This window comes from Corallococcus llansteffanensis (assembly GCF_003612055.1).
GTDB classification, from domain to species: domain Bacteria; phylum Myxococcota; class Myxococcia; order Myxococcales; family Myxococcaceae; genus Corallococcus; species Corallococcus llansteffanensis.
On the sequence record NZ_RAWB01000021.1, the window covers coordinates 14,407 to 36,972 of the forward strand.

Here is a 22,566-nt window from a genome sequence, read left to right on the forward strand (position 1 = left end):
CCGCGAAATCAGGGGACCTGGGCCTTGCGCAGGTCCGCCCAGCAGGCGTCGTAGTCCGACTGCAGCTGCGGGCTCTCCATGGCCGCCCGCGTCGGCGCGATGACCCAGCGGGTCTCGAACATGAACGCGAGCGTGTTGTCGATCTTCCGGGGCGTGAGCTCCGCGGCGACCGCCGCCTCGTAGGTCTTCCGGTCGGGGCCGTGGGCGCTCATGCAGTTGTGGAGCGACGCCCCGCCCGGCACGAACTGGTCCGCCTTGGCGTCATAGACGCCGTGGACCAGGCCCATCATCTCGCTCATCACGTTGCGGTGGAACCACGGCGGCCGGAACGTGTGCTCCGCGACCATCCACCGGGGCGGGAAGATGACGAAGTCGCAGTTCGCGGTCCCCGGCGTGTCGCTCGGCGACGTCAGCACCGTGAAGATGGACGGATCCGGGTGGTCGAAGCTCACCGTGTTGACGGTGTTGAAGCGCGCCAGGTCATACGTGTACGGCACGTGCGTGCCGTGCCACGCGACCACGTCGAACGGGGAGTGGTCGAGCGTCGTCTCCCAGAGGTTCCCCTGGAACTTCTGCACCACGCGCGTCGGCCGCTCGACGTCCTCGTAGCTCGCCGCCGGGGCCTGGAAGTCCCTCGGGTTCGCGAGCCCGTTCGAACCAATGGGGCCCAGCTCGGGGAGCCGGAACGGCGCGCCGTAGTTCTCACAGACATAGCCGCGCACGGGACCGTCCGGCAGCTCCACGCGCATGCGGACCCCGCGCGGCACGAGCGCGACGTGGCCGGGCGGAACCTCCAGCACGCCCATCTCCGTGACGATCCGCAGCGCGCCGGACTGCGGGACGATGAGCAGCTCCCCGTCGGCGTTGAAGAACGCGGTGTCCACCATGGACGCGTTCGCGACGTAGACGTGCATCGCGGCACCCGCGCCGAGGGCGGGTGAGCCGTTGCCGCCCAGCGTGAACAGGCCCTCGAGGAACGTGGTCGGCGCCGTCGGCAGCGGCGGCGGATTCCAGCGCAGCCGGTTGGGCGACGGGGGAACCTCCGTGAAGGGCCCGCTGCGCAGGCCACGGGCCTCCACCTGGCGGTAGGGCGGGTGGCCCGCGCTCGGGCGCAGGCGATAGAGCCAGGTCCTCCGGTTCTCGCCGCGCGGCGCGGTGAACGCCGTCCCTGAGAGCTGTTCCGCGTAGAGGCCGAACGCGACGCGCTGCGGTGTGTTCTGGCCGACCGGAAGCGCACCCGCGATGGCTTCCGTGGCGTGCTCGTTTCCAAAGCCCGAGAGGTGGCGGAGGTTTTCCATGGCACCCGGATGGTAACAAATGAAACCAGATCGGCAAGGCTCAGGGGTCCTGCTTGAGGACGCGGCTGGCGGTGCGCTCGACCCGTTCGAGCAGCGAGCGCAGCACCGCGCGCTCGGCCGGCTCCAGCTCGCTGAGCACCTCGGCCTCGGCGGAGAGGGCCGCGGGGGCCACGCGCTCGTAGATGCGACGGCCCGCGGCGGTCAATGACAGGCGGCGCGAGCGGGCATCGCGTTCGCTCCGGGCGCGCCGCACCAGCCCCCGCTCCTCCAGGGCGCGCGCGGCGCGGCTCACCGGGACCTTCTCCATCCGCGTGCGCCTGACGAGGTCGAGCTGCGTGCGCTCGCCGTCCTCCCCGAGCACCGCGATGAGGCGCCACTCCTGCGTGCTCAGCCCGTACTGCTCCGCGTACACGCGCGCGATGCGCTGACTGACGACGTTCGCGGCGACCGACAGGCGATAGGGGAGGAACTCGTCGAGGGTCAGGCTCGCGGGGCGCGCACGGCTCATCGCGCCCACTATAGCCAGCGTGAATCCGGGGCCGGGTCCTCCGAAGGCGTATGACATGCGTGTCAGGTGGATGACCCGCGGGGGGGACTCGCGGGTGCCTCCGCCCTGTGGGAGCGCATGGCCCCTGACTTGCTAGGCGTGCCCCCGCACTCCCGCGCGTGGCCACGGACGCCAGGGACACCGCCTCTTGGAGCTTCGAAGCATGAGCCAGACAAGTCCGTCCCCCTTCCCGGAAGCCAATCCTCCACCGTCGTCCCCGGGTTCGCGCCTGCGCTCCTGGGCGGCACGTCTCGTGTTGCTCACGGCCTGCATCGGCACGGTGGCCACGGAGCAGGCCACGTCCGACGATGTCTCTTCCAATGAGCACGTCGGTGCTCCCCTGAGCATCACGACCGCCGCGCCCAAGGCCACCCGCCGCGTGGTCGTCCGGGCCACGGCCTCGAAGCCGCCGGACAAGGCCGTCGAGGGTGAGCTGAGGGTCCGCGTCACCGCGCGGTGGATCCCCGACGACCCCGCGCAGACGACGAGCCCCTGGATCCAGTTGCTCGTCTCCCACGCGGATCACAGCTCTGGCCCGGATGCGTCCGGCGTCCTGGTGGCGGGAACGCCCGTCACGCTGGAGGCCTTCGCGAGCCTCTTCGGGGACTGCAAGCTGAACACGGGCTGTGAATGGCCCATGGACGTCGGCTTCCAGATGCAACCCAACGCTGTCCCCGGCACGGTCGAGCTGGAGTGGACGGCGCAGGCCACGGCCCACGCGGTGGACACGTCCAGCGTGCCCAAGGGCTTCACCGTGAGCGTCTCCGCGCCATGACCTCGACCCTGGAGCCCACCTTGCGAATTCCCCTGCTGCTGCTCGGAAGCCTCCTGCTGCTGACCCCGGCCTGTGACACCGGCAGTGATTGGGTGACCCAGAGCACGGAGGTCGAATCGCTCGCGTTGACCCCGACGGAGCCCCACCTCGAGCGACGCCTGCACGTCGTGGCCCGCGCCAGACCCGACACGGGAGCGAAGATCTCCGTGCTCCACATCACCTTCGAGACGGAGCCGCGCTGGGAGCGGCCCGAAGCGGGCGGGTCGGATGTCCACCCCTGGTATCGCGTCAGGCTCGTGGACGAGCGCGATGGACAGGTCGTGGACGAACGCGTCACGGTCTTTGGAGAGGGTTCCACGCCCGATTCGTTGAGCGTGGGGCCTGACGTGGACATCGAGGACGAGATCTCGCGGTTCGAGGCCACCTACCGGCTCGAGCTCGACCGGCAGGGACCTCCCTCCGCGGGCACCCTCCACGTCAACTGGAGCGTGATCACGGAGGCGCTGACCGACGCGGACGACCTGGAGCGCGTCGAGGTCCTCCTGACGCAGCCCTGAAGAGGCTGCCTGGGGCCCTGGGCTCTGATGACGGCAGTCATCAGGGCCCTGTCGGCAGTCATCAGGGCCCGGGCCCCGGAGCTGTCTGGACCCGAGCGAACCCCCTGGAATCACGGCCGTTGCACACGGCGTGGGGGCGGGCATGGCGGGTGCACCAGGGCAGGGACGTCAACGACTTCCGCTCCCGAGGCTCCCCCATGAAGGTTCGCTCCCGGTCTTCTTCGTTCTCTTCGCCCTCGTCCTCGTCCAGCTCGCGCCCCCGGAGCAACAGCACGCCCCCGAAGCTGGAGTCGGGCCCGCACCGGAAGCAGCCGCCGACGAAGACGGAGCTGGTGAACGGCAAGAACAACCTCAAGCCCACGGACTACGGCGTGGTGAGCCCGGACCTGCAGGGCATCCGGACCCGCCGTGACAGCAAGCAGTCGGGCGCGGACTTCGCGGACTTCACGTCGGACGTGCGTGCCTCCACGAACCGGCTGACGAGCAAGCCCGTGGGCAACCAGATGCTGACGGAACTCAACGGCAAGACGGCGCACGTGAACCCCGGCGCCACGGGCACGCAGCGCAAGCCGCTGACGGTGGCGGACATCTTCTCCGGCCGCGACGCCTCGATGCCCATGTCGCACGCGCCCCGGCACGACGGCACCCTCCAGTCGCTCCGTCCGGCGTACCGCTACGACGGCCAGCCCAGCGCGGGACAGGCCAGCCGCATCAACTACAACGAGAAGGATCCGGGCCAGCGCTTCAACAGCCTGGGCCACGAGTCAGTCCACGCCTGGCGCGCGGCCAACGGCCTGCAAGTGAGCCCCCTGGCGGCCAGCAAGCACGCCGACGCCGCCGTCTTCAAGAAGTACCCGGAGCACTCCGCCAACATGAAGGACACGGTGGAGACGCGCCTGCGGCTGACGGAGGAGTTCGAGACCGTGGGCCTGCGCCGCACGCCGAACACGCCCAACAACTGGGCCCCCACCGAGAACGCCATCCGCAAGGAGCACGGGCTGCCGTCCCGCCAGGACTACTCGGGCATGCGTCCCGAGGGGAACCAAAACGACGCCAACCTCAAGGACTACGACCTGGGCTCCGACGACCGGAACCGGTTCCAGAAGCTGATGGGCACGCCGTCGCCCTTCGGGAAGATCCTCGGCGACCTGGAGAAGTGACCCACGAAGCGCTCCCCCTGCAATCCTTCCCCGGCCCATCCGTGAGATGGAGTGGTTGGATGTGGCCTGTCCACGAGGGGAGTCCCGATGCGGTCCTGGTTTCGTGAGGGTGATGGACACTGGCGGAACGGGTGGAAGGCCCTCGGCTGCGTCGTGCTGGCGGCCCCGCTGGTGGTGGGCCTGGCGATGCTCCAGCAGCAACTACCTGCCACCGTCCGCCCGTTCGTGCCGGGGGCCTTCGCCGCCTTCCTGGGAGCGCTCCTCGCGAACGCCCTCTGCCTGCGGCTGGAGCGGCAGCCGCTGGCGTCCATAGGCCTGTCGGGCGGCTGGCGCTGGGGCCGTGACCTGGGCCTGGGCCTGCTGGGCGGCATCGTCCTCCTGGGCGCGGTGGCCCTCGCTGTCCATGGTACGGGCGGCTTCCACCTGGAGCCGGCGGCGGTGCGCGACGGGTCCCTGATCATCAAGGCCGCCTGGATGATGCTGGGCGTGGCGCTCTTCGAGGAGACGCTGTTCCACGGCTACGTGTTCCAGCGGGCCATCCGGGGCATGGGCACGCGCTGGGCGCAGGTCGTGCTCTCCGTCATCTTCTGTCTCGCCCACCCCTTCAGCACCGAGATGGCGGGAAGCACGCGGGCGGTGGCCATGCTCACCACCGTCCTCGCGGGCTGGATGTTGGGCCTGTGCTACCTGCGCACGGGGCGGCTCGCGCTGCCGGTCGGCGTGCACATGGGGTGGAACTGGGCCATGGGCTGCCTGGGCTTCGGCGTGAGCGGCAACGAGTCAAAAGGCTGGTGGACGCCCGTCTTCCACGACCGCGCGGAGTGGCTCACGGGCGGCAGCTACGGCCTGGAGGCCTCCGTCGGCAGCATCGTCGTGCTGGGCGCGGCGGTCGTCGCCCTGACGCTCTGGAAGGGGCTTCCTCAGGCGGAGGTGCCGGTCCTTCCGGTGAGCGACGGTCCCGGACATCCGCCCGCGCTGGGGGCAGGGGAGGCGTAGGCGCGACAGGCGCAACCGGGTTGCCGGGCGCCAGCGTGATGCGCCCGGGGACCTTGCCGCGAGCGAGCCCGGCGCCATCGTAGGAGGGTGCCCCTGCCGGAGGCCCCCATGCGCGCCCGTCTGCTCCTCGCCCTCACGCTGCCGCTGCTGTTCGTTCCAGGCCTGGAGGTGGGAGCCCAGGAGGCATCCGAGCCGTCGCTCCCGGCCGCTGCCGCGCACGGAGGCCATGGCACCCCGCCCGGAGGCCTGAGCCTGCCGTCGCTCGCGAAGGGCGCGATCCTCTTCGACAACCTCGGCACTCACGCGTATCCGGTGACGACGGACTCGAAGGAGGCCCAGGCCTTCTTCAATCAGGGTCTGCGGCTCGCGTATGCCTTCAACCATGACGAGGCCGCGCGCTCGTTCGCCCGGGCCACGGAGCTCGATCCCTCGTGCGCGATGTGCTTCTGGGGCGTGGCCCTGGTGCTGGGGCCCAACTACAACGTGCCCATGCTCCCGGACCGGGCCGCGGTCGCGTGGGAGGGCGTGCAGCGGGCCCAGGCGCTCGCCTCCAAGGCGACCCCGGTGGAGCAGGGGCTCATTGGCGCCCTGGGCAAACGCTACGGGGGGCCGGAGCCCCGGCCGCCTCCAGCGATGAAGCCGTTCAACGAGGCCTATGCCGCGGCCATGCGCGACGTGGCCCGGCGCTTCCCCGATGACCTGGACGTCCAGGTGCTCTTCGCCGAGTCCCTGATGGACTTGAACCCCTGGAAGCTGTGGACGCTCGACGGCAAGCCGGCGCCGGGGACGGAGGAGATCGTCTCACGCCTGGAGGCGGTGCTCGCGCGCGCGCCCCAGCATCCCGGCGCCAATCACTATTACATCCACGCGGTGGAGGCCTCGGAGCATCCGGAGCGGGCGCTGCCCTCCGCGCAGAGGCTGCCAGGGCTGATGCCGGGGGCCGGGCACGTGGTGCACATGCCGGCGCACATCTACCAGCGCGTGGGGCGGTACGCGGAGGCGTCGGAGAGCAACCGCCGCGCCGTCCAGGCGGATGAGGCCTACCTGCGCCAGGTGGAGCCCCTGGGTTATTACCCGATGTACCTCGCGCACAACTGGGGCTTCCTGGCCTTCTCCGCCTCCATGGAGGGCCGTGGCGAGGAGTCGCTGCAGGCCGCGCGCATGTCCGCCCGCGTGCTGCCGCCGGAGATGCTGGCGGCGATGCCCGGCATGGACTTCTTCGTCGCGGAGCCGCTGCTCGTGATGGTGCGCTTCGGGCGCTACGACGCGCTGCTCGCCGAGCCCCGGCCGGATGCGAAGTACCCGGTGCTCACGGGCCTGTGGCTGCACGCGCATGGGCTGGCGCTCGCCGCCAAGGGCCGGTTCGACGAGGCCCGGAAGGACCATGCGGAGCTGGTGAAGCTTGGCGCGGGCGTGCCCGACGAGATGACCGCTGGCAACAACACCGCGAAGGATGTGCTGGACGTGGCGGCGCGGGTGCTCGACGCCTCCATCGTGGAGCGCCAGGGACGCTCCGACGCGCTGGCCCGCTGGGCGGTCGCGGTGCGCGCCGCCGACCGGCTGGCGTACTCCGAGCCCAATGACTGGTTCTATCCCGTGCGCCACTACCAGGGCGCGGCGCTGCTGGACGCGAAGCAGTGGAAGTCAGCGGAGGCCGTCTACCGCGAGGACCTGCGCCGCAACCCGGGCAATGGCTGGGCGCTGTTCGGGCTCACCCGGGCGCTGGAAGGGCAGGGCCGGGAGGCGGAGGCCGCCACCACGCGCAAGCAGTTCGAGTCGGCGTGGGCGAACGCCGACTTCCGCCTCACCCGCACGGCGGTGTTCTAGGAAGGGAACCCGGCTTCGCGGTGACCCCTCAGTTGCATCCCTGGCTCGACAGCCAGTTCACGCCACGGGTCCGCTCGTTCGTGCCGTTCGTGCCGCCGTAGTCCACGTTCGAGAAGGACATGGACACGGCGCTCCCCGTGGACTGGTTGGTGATCTCCATCGTCATGTTGTTGGGGATGAGCGCGGTGGAGTTCGGGTAGTTCGCACCGATGTAGTAGCGCAGCCGGCCGCTCGGGAGGCTCCCGCACTTGGCCATCTTGTTCTCGAGCTGCAACCAGTTGCCGCGGTTGAAGTTGGCATCCTGGGGCACCAGGTTCGCCCGTCCCCCCCAGCCCCCGAGCTGTGAGCCGATGAGGTGTCCCCCGTCGTAGTCGTTGCTGGGGTTCTCCGCGTCGCCCCACTGCCCCACGTTGGTCTGGCAGGTGTCGCTGCGAGGCGCGGCGACGATCAGCGGCAGGTATTTGTACGCCCGGTTCGGCCGGCCCGCGCTGTCGATGAAGTAGTACTCGCCGTCGAAGTTGTGCCAGATGCTCCGGTCGCTCGACGGGAAGAACTTCGGGCAGTCGCTGATCAGGTCCGCGGTGACGTTCCCGTGGATGACGTACCCGACGCCGTAGGGCGCCATCGCCCCCTGGATCTCCTCCTCCGTGTGGCTCTCGAAGAAGTCCATGAGGCCGCTCGGGCCACCGAAGTCCTGCTCGAGCTGACCGGCGACGCCTTCGCCGCCCAGGTCCGGGTCCGTGACTCCGCAACCGCTGAGCAACAGGCCCAACACCACCGCGACTGAAAGCACGTTCATGGTGCGCATTCTTCCGGGTCCTTCCGCATCGGGTTCGCTGACTTCGCGACCTCGAATACCAAGAAACCGGGGGATAAACGAGGAGGGGGGCGATCAGCGGATTGCAAAAATGCTGCGGCAATCCCGCCAGTGCGGAGTTCGACAGAAGCCCTGCCAGACCGGCAGAGCGTGGTCGGTGCTCGGCGAAGCGGAAGACGGAGGCCGTGCTTCGGCTGCTCAAGCGCCCGTCGCGAAGTAGTGGTCGCTGTCGAGGTCGGCGAGGAGTCCGGGCTCGACGGGATGCCAGCCGAGCTGTTCACGCGTGATGGCGCCCGACGCGGGAGCATCCAGCGCGAAGAACGACCCCAGGAAGCCGAGGTAGTCGCCCGCTTCTGCTGGCGCCTTCGAAACCACCGGCACCCCCAACCGGCGGCCGATGACGTTCGCGATGTCCCGGGTGGGCACGCCCTCGTCAGCGACCGCGTGGAGCCTCGTGCCCGCCGGGGCTCGCTCCAACGCGAGCCGGAAGAGACGGGCCGCGTCCAGCCGGTGCACGGCGGGCCAGCGGTTCACCCCCTGCCCGACGTAGACGGCCACGCCCTTCTGGCGCGCGGAGGCGATGAGGTGCGGCACGAAGCCATGGTCGTCCCTGCCGTGAACCGACGGCGGAAGCCGCACGATGGCCGTCCGCACGCCGCGCGTGGCCAGCGCGAGCATCGTCTCCTCCGACACGCCGCGCCCCGACGGGGACGCCGGGTCGGTCTCCACGGCGGTGCGACCTGGCGCGAGGCCCAGCAGCCCCGAGGCGATGACGAGGGGCCGTTGGGAACCCTCGAGCGCGGCGCCGAGGACTTCAATCGCGCGCGTGTCGGCACGGATCGAAGCCTCGAACCGCGAGAAGTCGTGGATGAACGCCAGGTGGATGACCCCGTCCGCCTTCACCGCCCCGGCACGCAGACTGTCCAGGTCGTCGAGCGAACCGCGATGCACCTCGGCCCCCGCCGCCTCCAGGGCCCGGGCCGAAGCCTCCGAGCGGGCAAGCCCGACCACCTGATGCCCCGCCCCCAGGAGTTCAGGGACGACCGCCGAGCCAATGAAACCCGAGGCACCCGTGACGAATACGCGCATGGAAAGCTCCTTGATGTCAGCTACTGACATCACCTTCTAACAGGTGATGTCAGTGACTGCAATCAGGTAGGATGGATTCCATGGGCCGCTGGGAACCCAACGCACGTGGACGGCTCGAAGAGGCCGCGATGAACCTCTTCCAGGAGCGGGGGTACGACCGGACGACGGTGGAGGAGATCGCCGCGCGCGCGGGGCTCACGGAGCGGACCTTCTTCCGCTACTTCGCCGACAAGCGAGAGGTCCTGTTCTGGGGCGCGGGCGAGCTGCGGAAGCTCATCGTCTCCACCATCGTGGAGGCTCCCGAGGAGACCTCGCCGCTCGACGCGGTCGCCGCCGCCCTTGAGGCCACGGCCCCCGTGTTCAAGGAACGCCGTGAATACGCCCGGGCGCGCCAGGCGCTCATCGTCGCTCACACCGACCTTCGGGAGCGCGAGCTGATCAAGCTTGCCGGCCTCGCTTCGGCCGCCGCGGACGCCCTGCGGGGGCGCGGCGTCACCGAGCCTGCGGCGAGCCTGACCGCCGAGGCAGGAATCGCGGTCTTCAAGGTCGCGTTCGAGCGCTGGGTCGGGGACCCGAAGAGCCAGGACCTCTCGCGACACATCCGAACCACCCTCGACGAGCTCAAGGCCGTCACCGCGAGCACGGGCACCTCGACCGCGAACCCGCGGCAGCCCGCCAAGCGGGCCAAGGCCCCCAGGCGCTGACGGGCCCCACCCCGTGGATGGCCCGCTGGCGCGGTGCTTCGCTGGATGTCTTTGCTTGCGCCGGATGTGGAGGCCCCGGCGGGGGGCCAGCTGAGCAGGCGGGTGTCCAAGGGGCTGCACGGCCTCTCCTCCAGCTTGGTGCACAGGCTGGATGGCACTCTACGAATCATCAAAGCCGCAGGCTGCGAAGCGGTTCGCACGTGTCTGGGTTGCAGGAGCCGACGTGAGCGAGCTCGGTGAACTCGGACAGCAGGCGAGGGACTTCGGTGCGACGAACCGCAGCCCGCAGATTCTTTGCATCGTCTTTCACCGCATCGGCTCATTTCAGTGCCAGGGAGACCTGCTCGGCTCTACGGGCAAGGCAACCCCTCTCTGTGAGTGATTACAGGAGAAGTCATGTCTCGAAGCACAATGAAGCCGGCGCTTGGCGCCGCGGTGTTCGTGCCCTACCTGCTGCTCACCGCCTGCGGACTGGATGCAGGCCCGGAAAGCTCGCGCCCGCCAATGAATCCCGAGACGGCGCTGACGGCATCCCGCGCGCCCATCCACAAGGGATACACCTGGAACGCCGCCAGCAAGAAGTGGGAGGTGGTGCATTACGCCAAGGTGGGCGGGCTGGCAGTCATCGGGGGTGACATCGTCATCGGCCCCGTGGAGGAGGTGGAGGCGCGCACGCGCGAGGTGGATGCGCGCGGTGGGCCCGAGGCCGGTGGCGTCCAGGCGCAGGGGGCCGTCATCACCGGCACACAAGACTGGTTTCGGTGGCCCAACGGCGTGGTCCCGTACACGATCTCTTCGGACCTGGCCCAACCCTCAACGCTGGCCGCCGCCATCAACGCCTGGCAGCAGTCCACGCAGATCCGCTTCGTTCTGCGCACGGCGAGCAACGCCGCACAGTACCCCAACTACGTCACCTTTCGAGCGACAGACACCCCCGGCGGGAACTTCAGCTATGTCGGGATGCAGACCTCCCCGCAGTCGGTGCAACTCAGCAGCGGGGCCACCACGGGCATCATGATCCATGAGATTGGCCATGTGCTGGGAATGTGGCACGAGCATACCCGCACGGATCGCGATGCCTACGTGCGCATCCTGTGGGAGAACGTCGACCCCCGATACACCGCGGATTTCGACATCAGGTACGGATTCACCCGGGACGTCTTCGCCTACGACTTCAACTCCATCATGCACTACGATTCGACAATCGCGTCGAAGAACGGCCAGCCCACCGTCGTGAAGCTGGGGGGCGGGACCATCGGAGTGAACTCCGTGCTGAGCGTTGGAGACGTGAATACAATCAGGCGCATCTACTCCATCGATGATTCGGAGTACTTCGTCCAACAGCTCTACACGGATGTGCTCAACCGCACGCCTGACAATAGCGGCTACAGCTACTATTGGAGCAGCCTGAAGAATTGTTCCGGGGATCAGACCTGCCTGGACCTGGCCCGTGTCGCCGCGGCGCGCTCGCTCTTCGAATCCGCGGAGCACCGTCAGCAGCACCCGGAGCTGGATCCGAACTCGCCGAACTACAAAGCCGCCTACATCAACAACTGCTACACGAGCTTCATGCGGCGTCCGCAAAGCCCCGCGGACGGCTCCTACTGGCTGGACTTCCTCAATTCAACGGGTGACTACAACGCGGTCATCCGCGGCTTCATCACCAGCTCCGAGTATCGCTCGCGCTTCATGTAGCCCGTCGCGGGGGCCAGTCCGGGGGTTGCTAAGGGATTGGCCCCAGCGCGCGCAGGGGGGCGTCACTGCCCACCGCGATGAAGGGAGCCCAGTAGTGGGGATGGGCCCGGGTCAGGCGCATGGAGCGCATGGCTTCTCGCAGGGCCTTGGTGCGGCCCTGTCCCGCGAGCAGGTTGCGGTAGTAGGCCTCCATGAGGACCCCGGTCGTCTCGTCGTTCACCTTCCACAGGCTCATCACCACCGTCTCGGCGCCTGCCACGACAAAGGCCCGGCGCATGCCGGAGACGCCCTGGCCCAGCTTGCTCTCGCCGCGGCCCGTGTCGCAGGCAGAGAGGACAACGAGTTGGGTGCCCCACAGGTTGAGCCCGGCCAGCTCGAGCGCCGTGACGAGGGTGGCCTCGGGCTGGGGCCTGGAAGGCTTGCCGGAGTCAGGCGCCGTGTCGCGTGCGCCCGCGAGGATGAGCCCGGAGCGCAGCAGCGGCGCCGGGGGGCTCAGCGCCTGAGGCTTGTCGCCGAGTGCACCGAAGTGGCCCACGGCGCGGGAGCCCGCGGGGGTGGGGGCGTCCTCGAGGAAGAAGCCGTGGGTCGCCAGGTGGAGGATGCCTGGGATGGGCAGGTGGAGCAGCCGCTCCTTGGTGGCCTCAGGGCCGAGGAAGACCTGGGCCTGGGGTAGAAGGCGTTGAATGCTCTCGGCCTCCTGGCGAGTGCCTGGCAGTGGCACCCAGTTGCTGGCCGACAGGTCCGCGCGCGCGGTGGAGAAGAAGCGTTCGAGGGCGTCGGAGGGACTGGCCCGCGGCGGTGTGTTTCCGGAGGCGGGGAGCGGCGTTCGAGGTGAGGCATTGAAGTCCGGGTCGGCGAGGACGAAGACGGAGGACGAGGGGACCGTCTCCTGGGGACGAGGCAGCAGTTCCTTGCCAGAGGTGAGGTAGGTGAAGTCGAAGGAGTCGAGGAGAAAGCGGCGGCCGTCGTGGAGCGCGGCAAAGGGAACCAGTCCCAGCTGTCCGTCGGGAGACAGGAAGAGGCGGCGGGTGTTGCCCAGCAGGGGCAGCAGGGGTTGGAAGGCGAGCCGGTAGAGTGCTTGGGCAGAGGTCTGGAATTGAGCGTCGCGGCGTGCGAGTGCAGCACGCATTCGCGTGGCGGCGAGATCGATGGGAGCCGCGGGTCCCAGGTCCACGGCACGGGTGGACGCATCGGGGAAGAGCACCAGCGCCAGGTAGCGGAGCCGACCCGGAGTCTTCGCAAGCTGCGTGTTGGGCTTGGGGACGAGGGGGCTGTCCGTGTAGGCAATCAGTTCAACGAGGGCACCGTCCTTGGGCAGAGAGGCGGCGACCCGCTGGATGATCTCGGCGGGCGGCGGCAACGCGGTGAGCGCACGCAGGGGCGCGGAGCTTTTGGCCAGGCCCGCTTCAAGGGCGTCGCCTTCGTCGGCGAGCGTCTTGAGGCGTTGTTGGTAGTCCGCGGGGGCGAGCGCGCCAGGTCCCGCGAGTGAGAGGGTCGCCAATCGGGTGCGCAGGCCGCGCAGTCGCTCGAAGGTGTCGCGGTCCCTGGCGCCAAGGTTCCGGTAGAGGGTACGGGAGATATTGGCCGTCTCCTCGACGGAGCGGCCCTTGAGAAGAAGCACGGCGCTGAGCGCCAGGCGTCGCACCCGAGCGTCCTCTGGGTGTGCGCGCAGCAGTGAATAGAGAACCTGCTCGTCCGCGCGCAGATATTGGAGAAAGCTGGAGAGGCGCGACTCGGAGAAGTCGAGCGCCTCCTGGCGCAGGCGCTGCTCGGAGATGGCGAAGGCGTGGGTGTAGAGCGGCAGGGCGTCGGCGAGGCGATGCTGGGCCAGGCGGAGCCGGGCGAGGCTGTTGAGCGTGCGGGCGACGTCGGGATGGTTCTTGCCGCCGGCCAGCTCCCAGATGGCAAGCGCGCGTTGGTAGAGCAGTCCGGCCCGGCCGTACAATCCCTGCACCCAGGAGAGGTCGGCGAGGTTTTCGAGCGAGGATGCGACAAGGGGATGGTTCTTGCCGAGCGCCTCCTCCCAGAGGGCGAGCGCACGCTGGAAGAGTGGCTCGGCCCGGCCGTACAATCCCTGTTGCGCATAGAGGGTCGCGAGTGAGTTGAGGGTGTGGGCGACGTCGCGGGGGTTGTTGCCGAGGGCCACCTCCCTGATGGCGAGCGAGCGCTGGTAGAGTGGCTCGGCCCTGCCGTACAACTCCTGATCGGTGTAGAGGTCAGCCAGATTGTCGAGCGATTGGGCGACGAGGGGATGGCTCTTGCCGAGAGCCGCCTCCCTGATGGCGAGCGAACGCTGGAAGAGTGGTTCGGCCCGGTCGTACAACCCCTGCTCCCTGTAGAGGAGGGCGAGGTTGTTGAGCGAGTGAGCAAAGTCGGGGTGGTGGGGGCCGAGGTTCGCCTCCTGGATGTCGAGAGCGCGCTGATAGATTGGCTCGGCCCGGCCATACTGCCCCTGATGGGTGTAGAGGTCGGCGAGGTTGCTGAGCATTCTGCCGACGTCGGGGTGGTGGGTGCCGAGGTTCGCCTCCAGGATGGTGAGAGCGCGCTGGTAGAGTGGCTCGGCCCGGCCGTACAACCCCTGGTTCACGTAGAGAACAGCGAGGTTGCTGAGCGCTTTGCCGACGTCAGGGTGGTTGCCGCCATGGGCTGCCTCCTGGATGGCGAGTGAGCGCTGGTAGAGGGGTTCAGCCTGGTCATACAAGCCCTGGGACCTGTAGACGTTGGCGAGGCTGTTGACGGCACGGGCGACGTCAGGGTGGTTGTCGCCAAGAGCCGCCTCCTGGATGGCAAGCGCGCGTTGAAGCACTGACTCGGCTTGGACCAGGTCCCCTCGCTGCCGATAGAGATCACCCACCAGGTTCAGACAGCTCGCGACGTCTGGATGCGTGCCTCCGAGCACGTCCTGCCTCAGCGCGAGCGCATGCTCCGCCCGTGCAAGGGCCTCGGAATAACTGCCCGCGTTCTTGAACTTCGTCGCCTCGTCAAAGGCTGCTCGCGCCTCCAGCAGCCGCGCATCGGGCTTTTCCTCGACGGTCCCCCCTGCTGCCGCACAGCAAAGGACCAGCACCGTCATCCACCCCAGCACGTTCCTCATCGCCACCCTCCTCGAACCCGACGAGCGGCGACCTGCTCAGGGCGTCCTGCTCCGGCGGAAGCCGTGGATCCACGCGCCCGTGGCGACGAGCGAGGGAATCACCACGGAGAGGGTGAGGGCGACGAACACGGTGTCATTCGCGGCCTGACCGATGAGGTCCACGCCCGACACCCGCAGCCACGCCTTCACGCAGGTGATGGACCAGTTGGCGTAGTTGGCGACGATGACCGCCCAGGCCAGCCTCCGCTGACCGACCGCGCCATACCGCAGCATGGGCAGCGTCCAGGCCACGCCCAGCAGGAAGAAGGTGCCCAGCAGCGCATTGAGGTGCGCGGCGAGCGCCATCTGCGGATCCGCGGGCACCTTGCCCGTCATCGCGGACGAGACATAGCCGCCCGTGAGCAGGCCCAACAACATCAGCCACGCGGCAGCGTGGGCCATGTGTCGCGCGGCGGGAAGGACTGCCGGCGGCGCCACGGGCGCGGGGGTGCTCTCGGGACGAACACCTTCAGGGGACACTCGGGAGACGGCAGGGATCATGGTGGGCCGGGTGCCATCCTCGCACCCGGCCGCGCGGAAACGCCAATCACACCCGGGGAGTTGGGCGGCTGCGTCAGAGTCGGGCCTGGAGCAGCAGGTTGAAGCCCACGGTGCTCGGCGGCAGGAGGACGGGTTGGGCCACACCCGTGCCGTCGTCCTCGAAGGTGCTCCGGTTGGGGTCCCGCTCATAGGAGACCTCCGCCAGGACCCCGGCCACCGTGCCCAGGTCCCAGCGGGCGGTGGCCTTCACCGTCAGCACCGGCCGGCGCTCCACGCCCGCGGGCAGGATGGAGAGCTTGTTGGGGCCCCGGAGCACCACGAGCCGCTCGGAGCCGACCAGGGGGCCCTGTTGGTCATACTGGAGGGTTGCCGGCAGGGTGACCCGCGCGAGCAGCCCGGGCGTCAGCCCCCAGGCCGCGATGTGGTAGTCGCCGCCCAGCGTGCCCGACACCTCCGTGTGAGTCTCCGTGTCGTCCGAGAAGGCCTGGTAGGGCGGAAGCCCGGGAGCGTCCACCTGGATGAAGGCGGGCGTCCGAAGGTAGGCCAGCGCGTGCAGTCGCCAGAAGCCCTGCTTCAGCCGCGCCTCCAGCGCCGCCGAGTGCGACAGCTCGTCGCGGGGCTGCGGGGGCGCGACATCGGGGTTCTGGAGCTGCTGCGACACGAGGTTGCCCTCCAGCGACACCGATGCGGCGAAGTCTCCCGGCCAGGTCTCGGGAAGGAAGAACCGCTCGAAGAAGGTCGGGTCGCCGGAATAGAGCGACAGGTCCACGCTGCTCCCGATGGGCGCGCCCCGATGCCACGAAGCCTGCGCGGAGGCCCCCTTCACCTTGATCTTCAACTCAGTGCCCTGGACCGCGGCTCCAGGCGCCTGGCCCCGGTTCAGCCAGGTGCCCTTCAACGCCAGACGCACCTCGGGCGTCACGTCCAGGGCGCCCCCCAAGAGCAGGGCGTAGTGGCGGGCGTCTTCCAACGCCAGCTCGTTGAGGACGGCCGCGGACTTGATGGCCACGAAGGCGTCCCACCGACGCCGCGACAGGCTCAGCTCCAGCGCGGACTCGGTCGACGAACGACGGGGGAACGCCTCCCGCTCCCAGGTCACGGGGTAGGAGAAGCCCATGTAGAGCCGGGTGGTGCTCAGCGGAAAGACACTGAGCGCCCATCCCTCGCGAGCGTCCCATCCGGAGGGGTGGTAGCGCAGGCGGAAGGCACTGCTGTTGTCCACGATGCCCACGCCATGGCCAATGCCTCCCGTCGTCAGGAAGAGCGAAAGCGCCGCCTCGGCACTCAGGCCCGAGGCCAGCTCGGGTGAGCGAGCCTCCAACGCCGCTTGGAAGGTCGTGAGGGAGGGCTCGGTGTCGGCGCTGGAGTCGGCGCCAAGGAAGGACAACCGTGCCTGGATCCGGGGCTCCGCCTGGACGGGAGCTTCTGCCTGGAGCGGTTCGGGAGTCTGGCCCAGTGAGAGCAGCAACGGGAGCGTCAACAAGGGATGCGTCATGAGTGCCGCCGCCTCTACCACCTGCGGCAGTCCCATCCCATGTCTAGCGGTGACGTTTGAGGGGCCGGGTGGTCTGGGACTCGATGGGCGGTGCGAGGACCTCGGTCGTCGCGGGCGCCTCGACAGGTTCTGGCCGCGGCGCACCCTTGAGGAGCGACTCGACCTCGGCGGGGGAAGGGTCGCTCAGCTCCACCAGTGCCCGTTCGCGCGCCCAACGCTCCGCGTAGTGTCTCCGCAGCCATCCGGCGAGGTCGACCGCCGGCAACACCTGCCGCGCCGGTTCGAGCGCGAGGTGAAAGGCTTTGGCGTCCGGGAAGCGCTGCTCCGGCCGTGGATGGAGCGCGACCTCGAGGACGCTCCGGAGCACGCGCGAGGCGGCGGGGGACTCGGGGCGCTCAATCCCTGGCAACTGGCTGGACGTGGGGGCCACGTGGGGCAGCGTGCGCGAGAGCAGCTCGTACAGGATGCAGCCGAGCGCGAAGAGGTCTCCGGACGGGGTCGCCTCCGCGCCCTCGACGCGCTCGGGTGGCATGTACGCCAGCTTCCCGATGATGCCCCCCACCTGCGTGAGCCTTCCCACGGCGGGCACCGAGGCCGTCCCGGACGGCTCCTCCGGAAGCGCTCCCGCGCCCTGGGCAATCCCGAAGTCGACCACCTTCACCACGCCGTCGAAGGAGACGACGAGGTTGTCCGTGCTGATGTCCCGGTGCGTGACGCCCCGCTCGTGGGCGTAGGCGAGCCCGCGCAGCGCCTGCTGGCAGAGCTCGACAATCACCTCCAGCGGCAGCGGGCCCTCCTTCCGGGAGCGCTTGACGAGCTCGTGCACGTTCACGCCGCTCAGGTACTCCATGACGATGAACCAGGCGCCGTCGACCTGCCCCAGGTCGTGCACGGAGACGATGTTGGGATGGTGCAGGCGCGCGGCGGTGCGCGCCTCGCCAATGAAGCGGTGGACCCGTACCTCCGGCTCCTCGCTGTCCCCGTCCAGCATCCGCTTGAGGACGACCAGCCGGTGGAAGCCCGCGCGGCCGGTCCGCACCGCGAGCCACACCTCGCCCATGCCCCCGCGCCCCAACCGCACGAGCCGGCGGTAGCGGTGGATGCCCGTGCCCAGGTCCGCGCCCCGCAGCGAGCGCGCGGTGAGGATCGCGAGCGCGGTGGAGGACAGCAGCAGGAACGGCAGCCCCACGAGCGCGAACCCGTGCAGCCCCTCGCTCCAGCCGACGTCGATGGCGAGCTCGCGGCCCAGGAGCGCGAGCGCGCAAAGGGAGGCGACGAGCACCGCCACCGCCATCGCGCCCCGGCGCTTCAACAGCCGCGTCGCCTCCACCGCCCACATCCCGCCCACGCCCACCGCGAGGAGCCAGAACAGCGGCAGCCCCAACCCCGCCGTCGCGATGGAGAGTTGCTCCGACGTGAGCCCCGTCGCCGCGGGCGTGACGAGCCACACGCCGGCGTCCAGCACCCGCACCGCGCCGAGCGCGACGGCCACCCCGAGCATCACCCGCCGCCAGCGCGTGAGCGGGAGGTCCAAGAGCGACCACACGACCCGCAGCAGCGTGTAGGGGAGGGGAATGGACGTGAGGACGCCCAGCAGCAGCCACGGGCGCCGGTCGCCGATCATCGCACTGGCTTCGCTGCTGCCCATGCCCACCGAGAAGCTGATGGCCGCGAACCCCAGGAAGCTCGACGCCAGCCACAGCTGGACCCGCTGGGTCCTCACCGCGGCCCAGGTCGCGAAGTGCACCAGCGCGAGCACGACGAAGGCTCCCGTCAGTGCGAGGTGCAGCATCGTGTAGGAGGTCACGGAGACGAACCCTAGTCAGCCTGGAAGTCCCGGGTGAAGGGCCCCGCCGTGGAAGCGTCGAATCCGCTCCGAGCGGGCCTTGCCTTGCAGGCCTGTCGCCGGCTCCTCACCTTGAGGAAGCGCCCGCGGCGCAACGCCCCGGAGCCATCCGACGGAAAGGGAACCCCATGGACCCGTCACACGAGGTGGGGCAAGGCCCCCAGGCGGCCACGACGCAGGAGGCCCCAGGGCAGGCACCCAGGCTGGGGCCCGAGCACCAGCGGTTGGAGGCGTTCATCGGGGAATGGAAGTCGGAGGGCGTGCTGGGCGAGGCGGCCGGACCCCAGGCACGGCTCAAGGTCATCGCCATCGGCCGTTACGAATGGCTCCCAGGAGGCTTCTTCGTGCTGCACCGTGGCGAGATGCGCTTCGGGGAGGATCGCCTGGAGAGCACGCAGATCTTCGGCTTCGATGAGTCCACGGGCCGCTACTGGCTCCGCCTGTTCGACAGCCACGGCTTCGCCCGGGAGTACGAAGGGGGGGAGCGGGACGGCGTCTGGCATTTCGCGGGCCCGCACGAGCGCGTGACGATGTCCTTCGAGAACGCGAACCAGCAGCTGGCCATCCACTGGGAGCAGTCGGACGACGGCGTCACCTGGCGTCTGCTGTGTGACCTGAAGGGGACCCGCGTCCACTGACGCGCCTGAAAAAGACAACCCCCGGACGAAGGCCGCCAGGGGGCGGTCCGTCCAGGGGCGTCAGGTGCGACGAATGCGAAGGGCCCTACTGCGCCAGGCTCATGCGCTGCGGCTCGGCGGCGAGCGCGCCGGGCCGGGCGTAGAACAGCGACACGCGGCTCAGCGTGCCGGTGGGCTCGGTCCACAGGTCGTGCGCGGCGCTGGACGCCAGGTTGAACTGCATGCCCAGGCGGTTGAGCGTCACCGGCTGGCCCAGGATGTAGCTGGAGATGGCGCCCGCGCTGGAGGCATAGGAGTTGTACATCGTCGTGGCGTTGCCCGTGGCACCCAGCACGCCGATGGTGTCACCGGCGTTCACCGCGATGAAGGTGCGCAGCACCTGTCCCGTCGGCTGGCCCACGGAGCGGAACAGCGACGTGAAGGCGTTGCTCGGCGTCCCGCTGCTGAAGGGCGGCGGCGTCACGCCCGCGTTGAAGCGCACCACCTCCACGTTCTGGAGCGGCTGGCCCGCCTCGTTCGGCACCTGCACGCCGGTGAGGATGAAGGCCGTGGGCGACGTGAACCACAGGCCGCGCGTCGTGCTGTCGGTGTACGTGTAGCCGAACGGCGGCAGCGCGACCTGGTTCAGCGCGGTGTAGAGGATGCGCACCCGGCCAATGGCGCCGGCCGTCTCCGTCCACAGGTCGTGGGCGGTGCTGGACGCCAGGTTGAACTGCATGCCCAGGCGGTTGAGCGTCACCGGGTGCCCGAAGATGGACGTGGTGACCGGGCCGCTCGTGGCGGAGTACGAGCTGTTCATGATGCTCGCGTCGCCCGTGGCGCCCAGGATGCCAATCACGTCACCGGCATGGACGGGAATCTTCACGGAGAGGACCTGCCCGGACGTCACGCCCACGGCGCGGAACACCGACGTGAAGGCGTTGGTCGTGCCGCTGTAGACGGGCGGCGTCACACCCGCGTTGAAGCGCACCACCTCGATGTTCTGCAGCGGGTGGTTTGCCTCGTTCGGGACCTGGAGCCCGCTGATGGTGAAGTCCGTGGGCGCCGTGAACCACAGGCCGCGCGTCAGCGAGGGGCTGCCGAAGGTGCTGCCGAACGCGGGCAGGGTGACCTCCGGGTCCCCCCGCACGATGCGGCCGCCGCTCACCACCAGGGCGAAGTCGGCGTCCACCGCCGGCGTCGCCAGGTAGGCGTCCTGCACGAGCTCGTCCGCGAAGACGTCCACCCGCCAGGTGCCCGACACGGGGTTCTGGAGGAAGACGTTCTCCACCGTGTCCACCTTGTTGGACACGCCGCCGGAGGTGGAGAAGTTGCCCGCCGTCAGGCCGTTGTTGCCCCAGTACACGACGCCGAACGGCGACGTCACGCGCACCGACAGGTCGTTGATGCGCGCGACGGCCGCGCCCACCGTGCCCATGGGGTCGGTGTACGCCATCGTCACGTTCAGCTCCGTCTCACCCGGGGCGACGGAGACGTTGTACGAGCGGACGCCCAGGGGCGACAGCAGGTCCGACTCGTCGATGATGCTCGTCTTCGGCGCGCGGTCCAGCAGGCGCGTCAGGTCGGAGGTGCCCCAGCCCTGCTTGAAGCGATCCACGTCGGCGTTGGAGCCGCCCGCGGTCCAGTTGTAGCGCCAGGCGTTGTTGATCATCAGCGCCTTGGCGGTGGCCATCTGCGGGCGGCTGGCGAACACGTCCGCCTTGCCGCCGTGCCCGGCCCACACGCCCTGGTGCCACATCTGGAACAGCAGGGCGAAGTGGCCCGCCGTCTGCGGCGTCGCGGAGCTGGTGCCGCCGAACTCCGTGTAGTCCGTGGGCCCCGAGCCGTTGGCGGAGGTGATGGAGTCGTAGAAGAACGACAGGTCCGGCTTGATGCGGCCGTCCGCGCCCGGGCCGATGCTGCCGCCGAAGCCCCAGTTGTCGTCCGTGCGCGACAGCGTGTTCTGGTGGCGCACGCCGCCCACCGACACGATGTTCTTCGCCCACGCCTGCGGGCGCGAGCTGCGGCTGCCCGCGTTGCTCTGCGACTGCGTGCTGAGGATGGGGTGCTTGAAGAGATAGTCATCCACCTCCGCGGAGATGGTGGTGTACGCCGTCGTCAGCGAGCTGCCCACGCTGGAGGTCTGGAACACCGCGCGGTAGGGCCCCGCGGGGTTGGTGAGCTCCTGGTTGATGTCGTAGCGGGACTTGGTGCCACCGAACTGGGTGGACTCGCTGTAGAGGAAGAAGATGCCCTGCGCGTTGGGCGCCATGCCGCGCGCGTTGGGCGTCACACCCCGGGCGAAGACGTTGCTGTAGCAGCTGGTGCCGTGCAGCGACCCGGAGGCGCCCACGCTCTGGACGATGGGGGCGTTGAGCCACTCCTGGTGGGTGGTGAGCACCTCGGTGTCGAAGACCTCACCGCGCACGCCCTGGCCCGTCCAGCCCTTGAGGCCCTCGATGTAGTTGGCGCCGCCCGTGTCGCGCACGATGTTCATGTCGAGCTCACCGGGGCCACCCCAGCGGTCGATGAACTGCACCTCGTTGGAGCGCACCACCTGCTGGAGCTGCTCCTGGGTGAGCGTCGCCTCGATGCGCAGGCCGCCCGGCTCCACCAGCTCCACGCGCCCGCCCAGGCGCTTGACCTGGTCGCTCAGCGCCTGCTGCCGCCCGGGACCGCCCTCGCCCAGCATGATGGAGTAGCGCTGCGTGTCCGGCAGCCGCGCGGCCACGCCCATGAGCGCGTCCTTCAGCTCGCGCTCCAGGCGGTACTCGGGGTGGTAGTCGCCCACCCAGCGCACATAGGGCAGCTGCGTCACGCGGGAGCGCACGTCCGCGTCCATCTCCACGATGTACGTGTGCTCCGCGAGGAAGCGCAGCACCTTGCCGCCCGACGCCTCGATGGTGGAGCGGAACTCCGGCAGCGGCGAGGCGATGAACTGCACCAGGAACAGGTGGTTGTCGCGGTCCGCGGACAGCAGGCTCGTCATGCGAGGGCTGGGGTCGCGCAGCGGATCAAACCCCGCGTCGCGCAGCCGGATGACGTAGTCCGTGGAGCGCACGCGGCCCACGGGCAGCACGCCGCCCTGGCTGTAGGCGTAGAAGGACTCGGTGCCGCCCTCGGCCCGCTGCTCCTCCCAGGTGTAGAGCTGGTAGGCGGAGCCGGGCACGTCCACCGTGCGCAGCGAACGCACGGCGCGGTCGGTGCGGTGGAACGTCATGCCCGCGCCCGTCGTCAGCGCGTAGCGGCCGGCGGTCGCCGTGGGCGCGATGCCCCGCTGCGCGTCCGACGCCACCTGCGTGGACTGGTCCACCACGCGCGCCGCGGGAACCTTCGACGCGGGGGCCAGCTGGGCCTGGGGGGACGGCTTGTCGGCGGAAGGCGCCGTGGAGGCCGCGACGGCCGTGAGGGCACCCAACAGCGTGCTGCCGAGGACAGATGCAGCCAGCGGGCGCCAGGGGCCCGTCAGCCAGGATGGCTTCAGTTTCATGTGGTGCTGCTCCTTGGAT

At 69.5% G+C, this 22,566-nt stretch carries 17 protein-coding genes; 8 read left to right on the top strand and 9 right to left on the bottom strand.

Features of this window, described 5'->3' with window-relative positions; genetic code table 11:
- Positions 1-8: 8 nt before the first annotated feature.
- Together hmgA and D7V93_RS03510 are read right to left on the bottom strand one after the other, a co-directional pair.
- Positions 9-1,298 carry a homogentisate 1,2-dioxygenase gene (gene hmgA / locus D7V93_RS03505; protein WP_120642004.1) on the bottom strand — a complete coding sequence of 430 codons (1,290 nt, stop codon included), beginning with the start codon at positions 1,296-1,298 and terminating at the stop codon, positions 9-11.
- A gap of 40 nt (positions 1,299-1,338) precedes the next feature.
- Positions 1,339-1,806, bottom strand: a complete 468-nt coding sequence (locus D7V93_RS03510) for a MarR family winged helix-turn-helix transcriptional regulator (protein ID WP_120642017.1) — start codon at positions 1,804-1,806, stop codon at positions 1,339-1,341.
- Positions 1,807-2,008: 202 nt separating this feature from the next.
- Between D7V93_RS03510 and D7V93_RS03515 the strand changes: the two genes are divergently transcribed.
- The 5 genes from D7V93_RS03515 (at position 2,009) to D7V93_RS03535 (ending at position 7,160) form a co-directional block, all read left to right on the top strand.
- Entirely contained in the window at positions 2,009-2,620 is a 612-nt protein-coding gene (locus tag D7V93_RS03515) for a hypothetical protein (protein WP_147451026.1), read from the top strand.
- A 20-nt stretch (positions 2,621-2,640) separates the two neighbouring features.
- Complete coding sequence (locus tag D7V93_RS03520) at positions 2,641-3,177, top strand: hypothetical protein (protein ID WP_147451027.1); 537 nt, start codon at positions 2,641-2,643, stop codon at positions 3,175-3,177.
- A 197-nt stretch (positions 3,178-3,374) separates the two neighbouring features.
- Positions 3,375-4,337, top strand: coding sequence for a M91 family zinc metallopeptidase (locus D7V93_RS03525; protein ID WP_120642018.1), 963 nt, complete (start codon positions 3,375-3,377; stop codon positions 4,335-4,337).
- 87 nt (positions 4,338-4,424) lie between these two features.
- Positions 4,425-5,333, top strand: a complete 909-nt coding sequence (locus D7V93_RS03530) for a CPBP family intramembrane glutamic endopeptidase (protein WP_147451028.1) — start codon at positions 4,425-4,427, stop codon at positions 5,331-5,333.
- A gap of 108 nt (positions 5,334-5,441) precedes the next feature.
- The gene (locus D7V93_RS03535; RefSeq protein WP_120642008.1) at positions 5,442-7,160 is read left to right on the top strand and encodes a tetratricopeptide repeat protein; all 1,719 of its coding nucleotides are present in this window, start codon (positions 5,442-5,444) and stop codon (positions 7,158-7,160) included.
- A 28-nt stretch (positions 7,161-7,188) separates the two neighbouring features.
- Here the strand turns inward: D7V93_RS03535 and D7V93_RS03540 are convergent, their stop codons facing one another.
- On the bottom strand, positions 7,189-7,959 hold the full coding sequence (locus tag D7V93_RS03540; protein WP_244237089.1) for a DNA/RNA non-specific endonuclease: 771 nt from the start codon (positions 7,957-7,959) through the stop codon (positions 7,189-7,191).
- Between the two features lie 216 nt (positions 7,960-8,175).
- Positions 8,176-9,066: an SDR family oxidoreductase gene (locus D7V93_RS03545; RefSeq protein ID WP_120642019.1), complete on the bottom strand. Its 891-nt coding sequence runs from the start codon at positions 9,064-9,066 to the stop codon at positions 8,176-8,178.
- 80 nt (positions 9,067-9,146) lie between these two features.
- On the opposite strand from D7V93_RS03545, the gene D7V93_RS03550 reads away from it, so the two are divergent.
- Positions 9,147-9,770, top strand: coding sequence for a TetR/AcrR family transcriptional regulator (locus D7V93_RS03550; RefSeq protein ID WP_120642010.1), 624 nt, complete (start codon positions 9,147-9,149; stop codon positions 9,768-9,770).
- Positions 9,771-10,166: 396 nt separating this feature from the next.
- Positions 10,167-11,465 (top strand): M12 family metallopeptidase, encoded by a 1,299-nt coding sequence (locus D7V93_RS03555; RefSeq protein WP_120642011.1) that lies wholly within the window; start codon positions 10,167-10,169, stop codon positions 11,463-11,465.
- Between the two features lie 28 nt (positions 11,466-11,493).
- Here the strand turns inward: D7V93_RS03555 and D7V93_RS03560 are convergent, their stop codons facing one another.
- The 4 genes from D7V93_RS03560 to D7V93_RS03575 form a co-directional block, all read right to left on the bottom strand.
- Entirely contained in the window at positions 11,494-14,559 is a 3,066-nt protein-coding gene (locus D7V93_RS03560; RefSeq protein WP_120642012.1) for a CHAT domain-containing tetratricopeptide repeat protein, read from the bottom strand.
- Positions 14,560-14,595: 36 nt separating this feature from the next.
- Positions 14,596-15,000 (bottom strand): styrene oxide isomerase, encoded by a 405-nt coding sequence (locus tag D7V93_RS03565; protein ID WP_244237090.1) that lies wholly within the window; start codon positions 14,998-15,000, stop codon positions 14,596-14,598.
- Positions 15,001-15,172: 172 nt separating this feature from the next.
- The gene (locus tag D7V93_RS03570) at positions 15,173-16,594 is read right to left on the bottom strand and encodes a hypothetical protein (protein ID WP_147451030.1); all 1,422 of its coding nucleotides are present in this window, start codon (positions 16,592-16,594) and stop codon (positions 15,173-15,175) included.
- A 43-nt stretch (positions 16,595-16,637) separates the two neighbouring features.
- Entirely contained in the window at positions 16,638-18,401 is a 1,764-nt protein-coding gene (locus D7V93_RS03575) for a serine/threonine-protein kinase (protein WP_244237091.1), read from the bottom strand.
- Between the two features lie 167 nt (positions 18,402-18,568).
- Here D7V93_RS03575 and D7V93_RS03580 point away from each other — a divergent pair, with 167 nt between their 5' ends.
- Entirely contained in the window at positions 18,569-19,078 is a 510-nt protein-coding gene (locus tag D7V93_RS03580; RefSeq protein WP_120642015.1) for a DUF1579 family protein, read from the top strand.
- Positions 19,079-19,163: 85 nt separating this feature from the next.
- Here D7V93_RS03580 and D7V93_RS03585 read toward each other — a convergent pair whose 3' ends face one another.
- Positions 19,164-22,547 carry a DUF8729 domain-containing protein gene (locus tag D7V93_RS03585; protein WP_120642016.1) on the bottom strand — a complete coding sequence of 1,128 codons (3,384 nt, stop codon included), beginning with the start codon at positions 22,545-22,547 and terminating at the stop codon, positions 19,164-19,166.
- Positions 22,548-22,566: the final 19 nt, after the last annotated feature.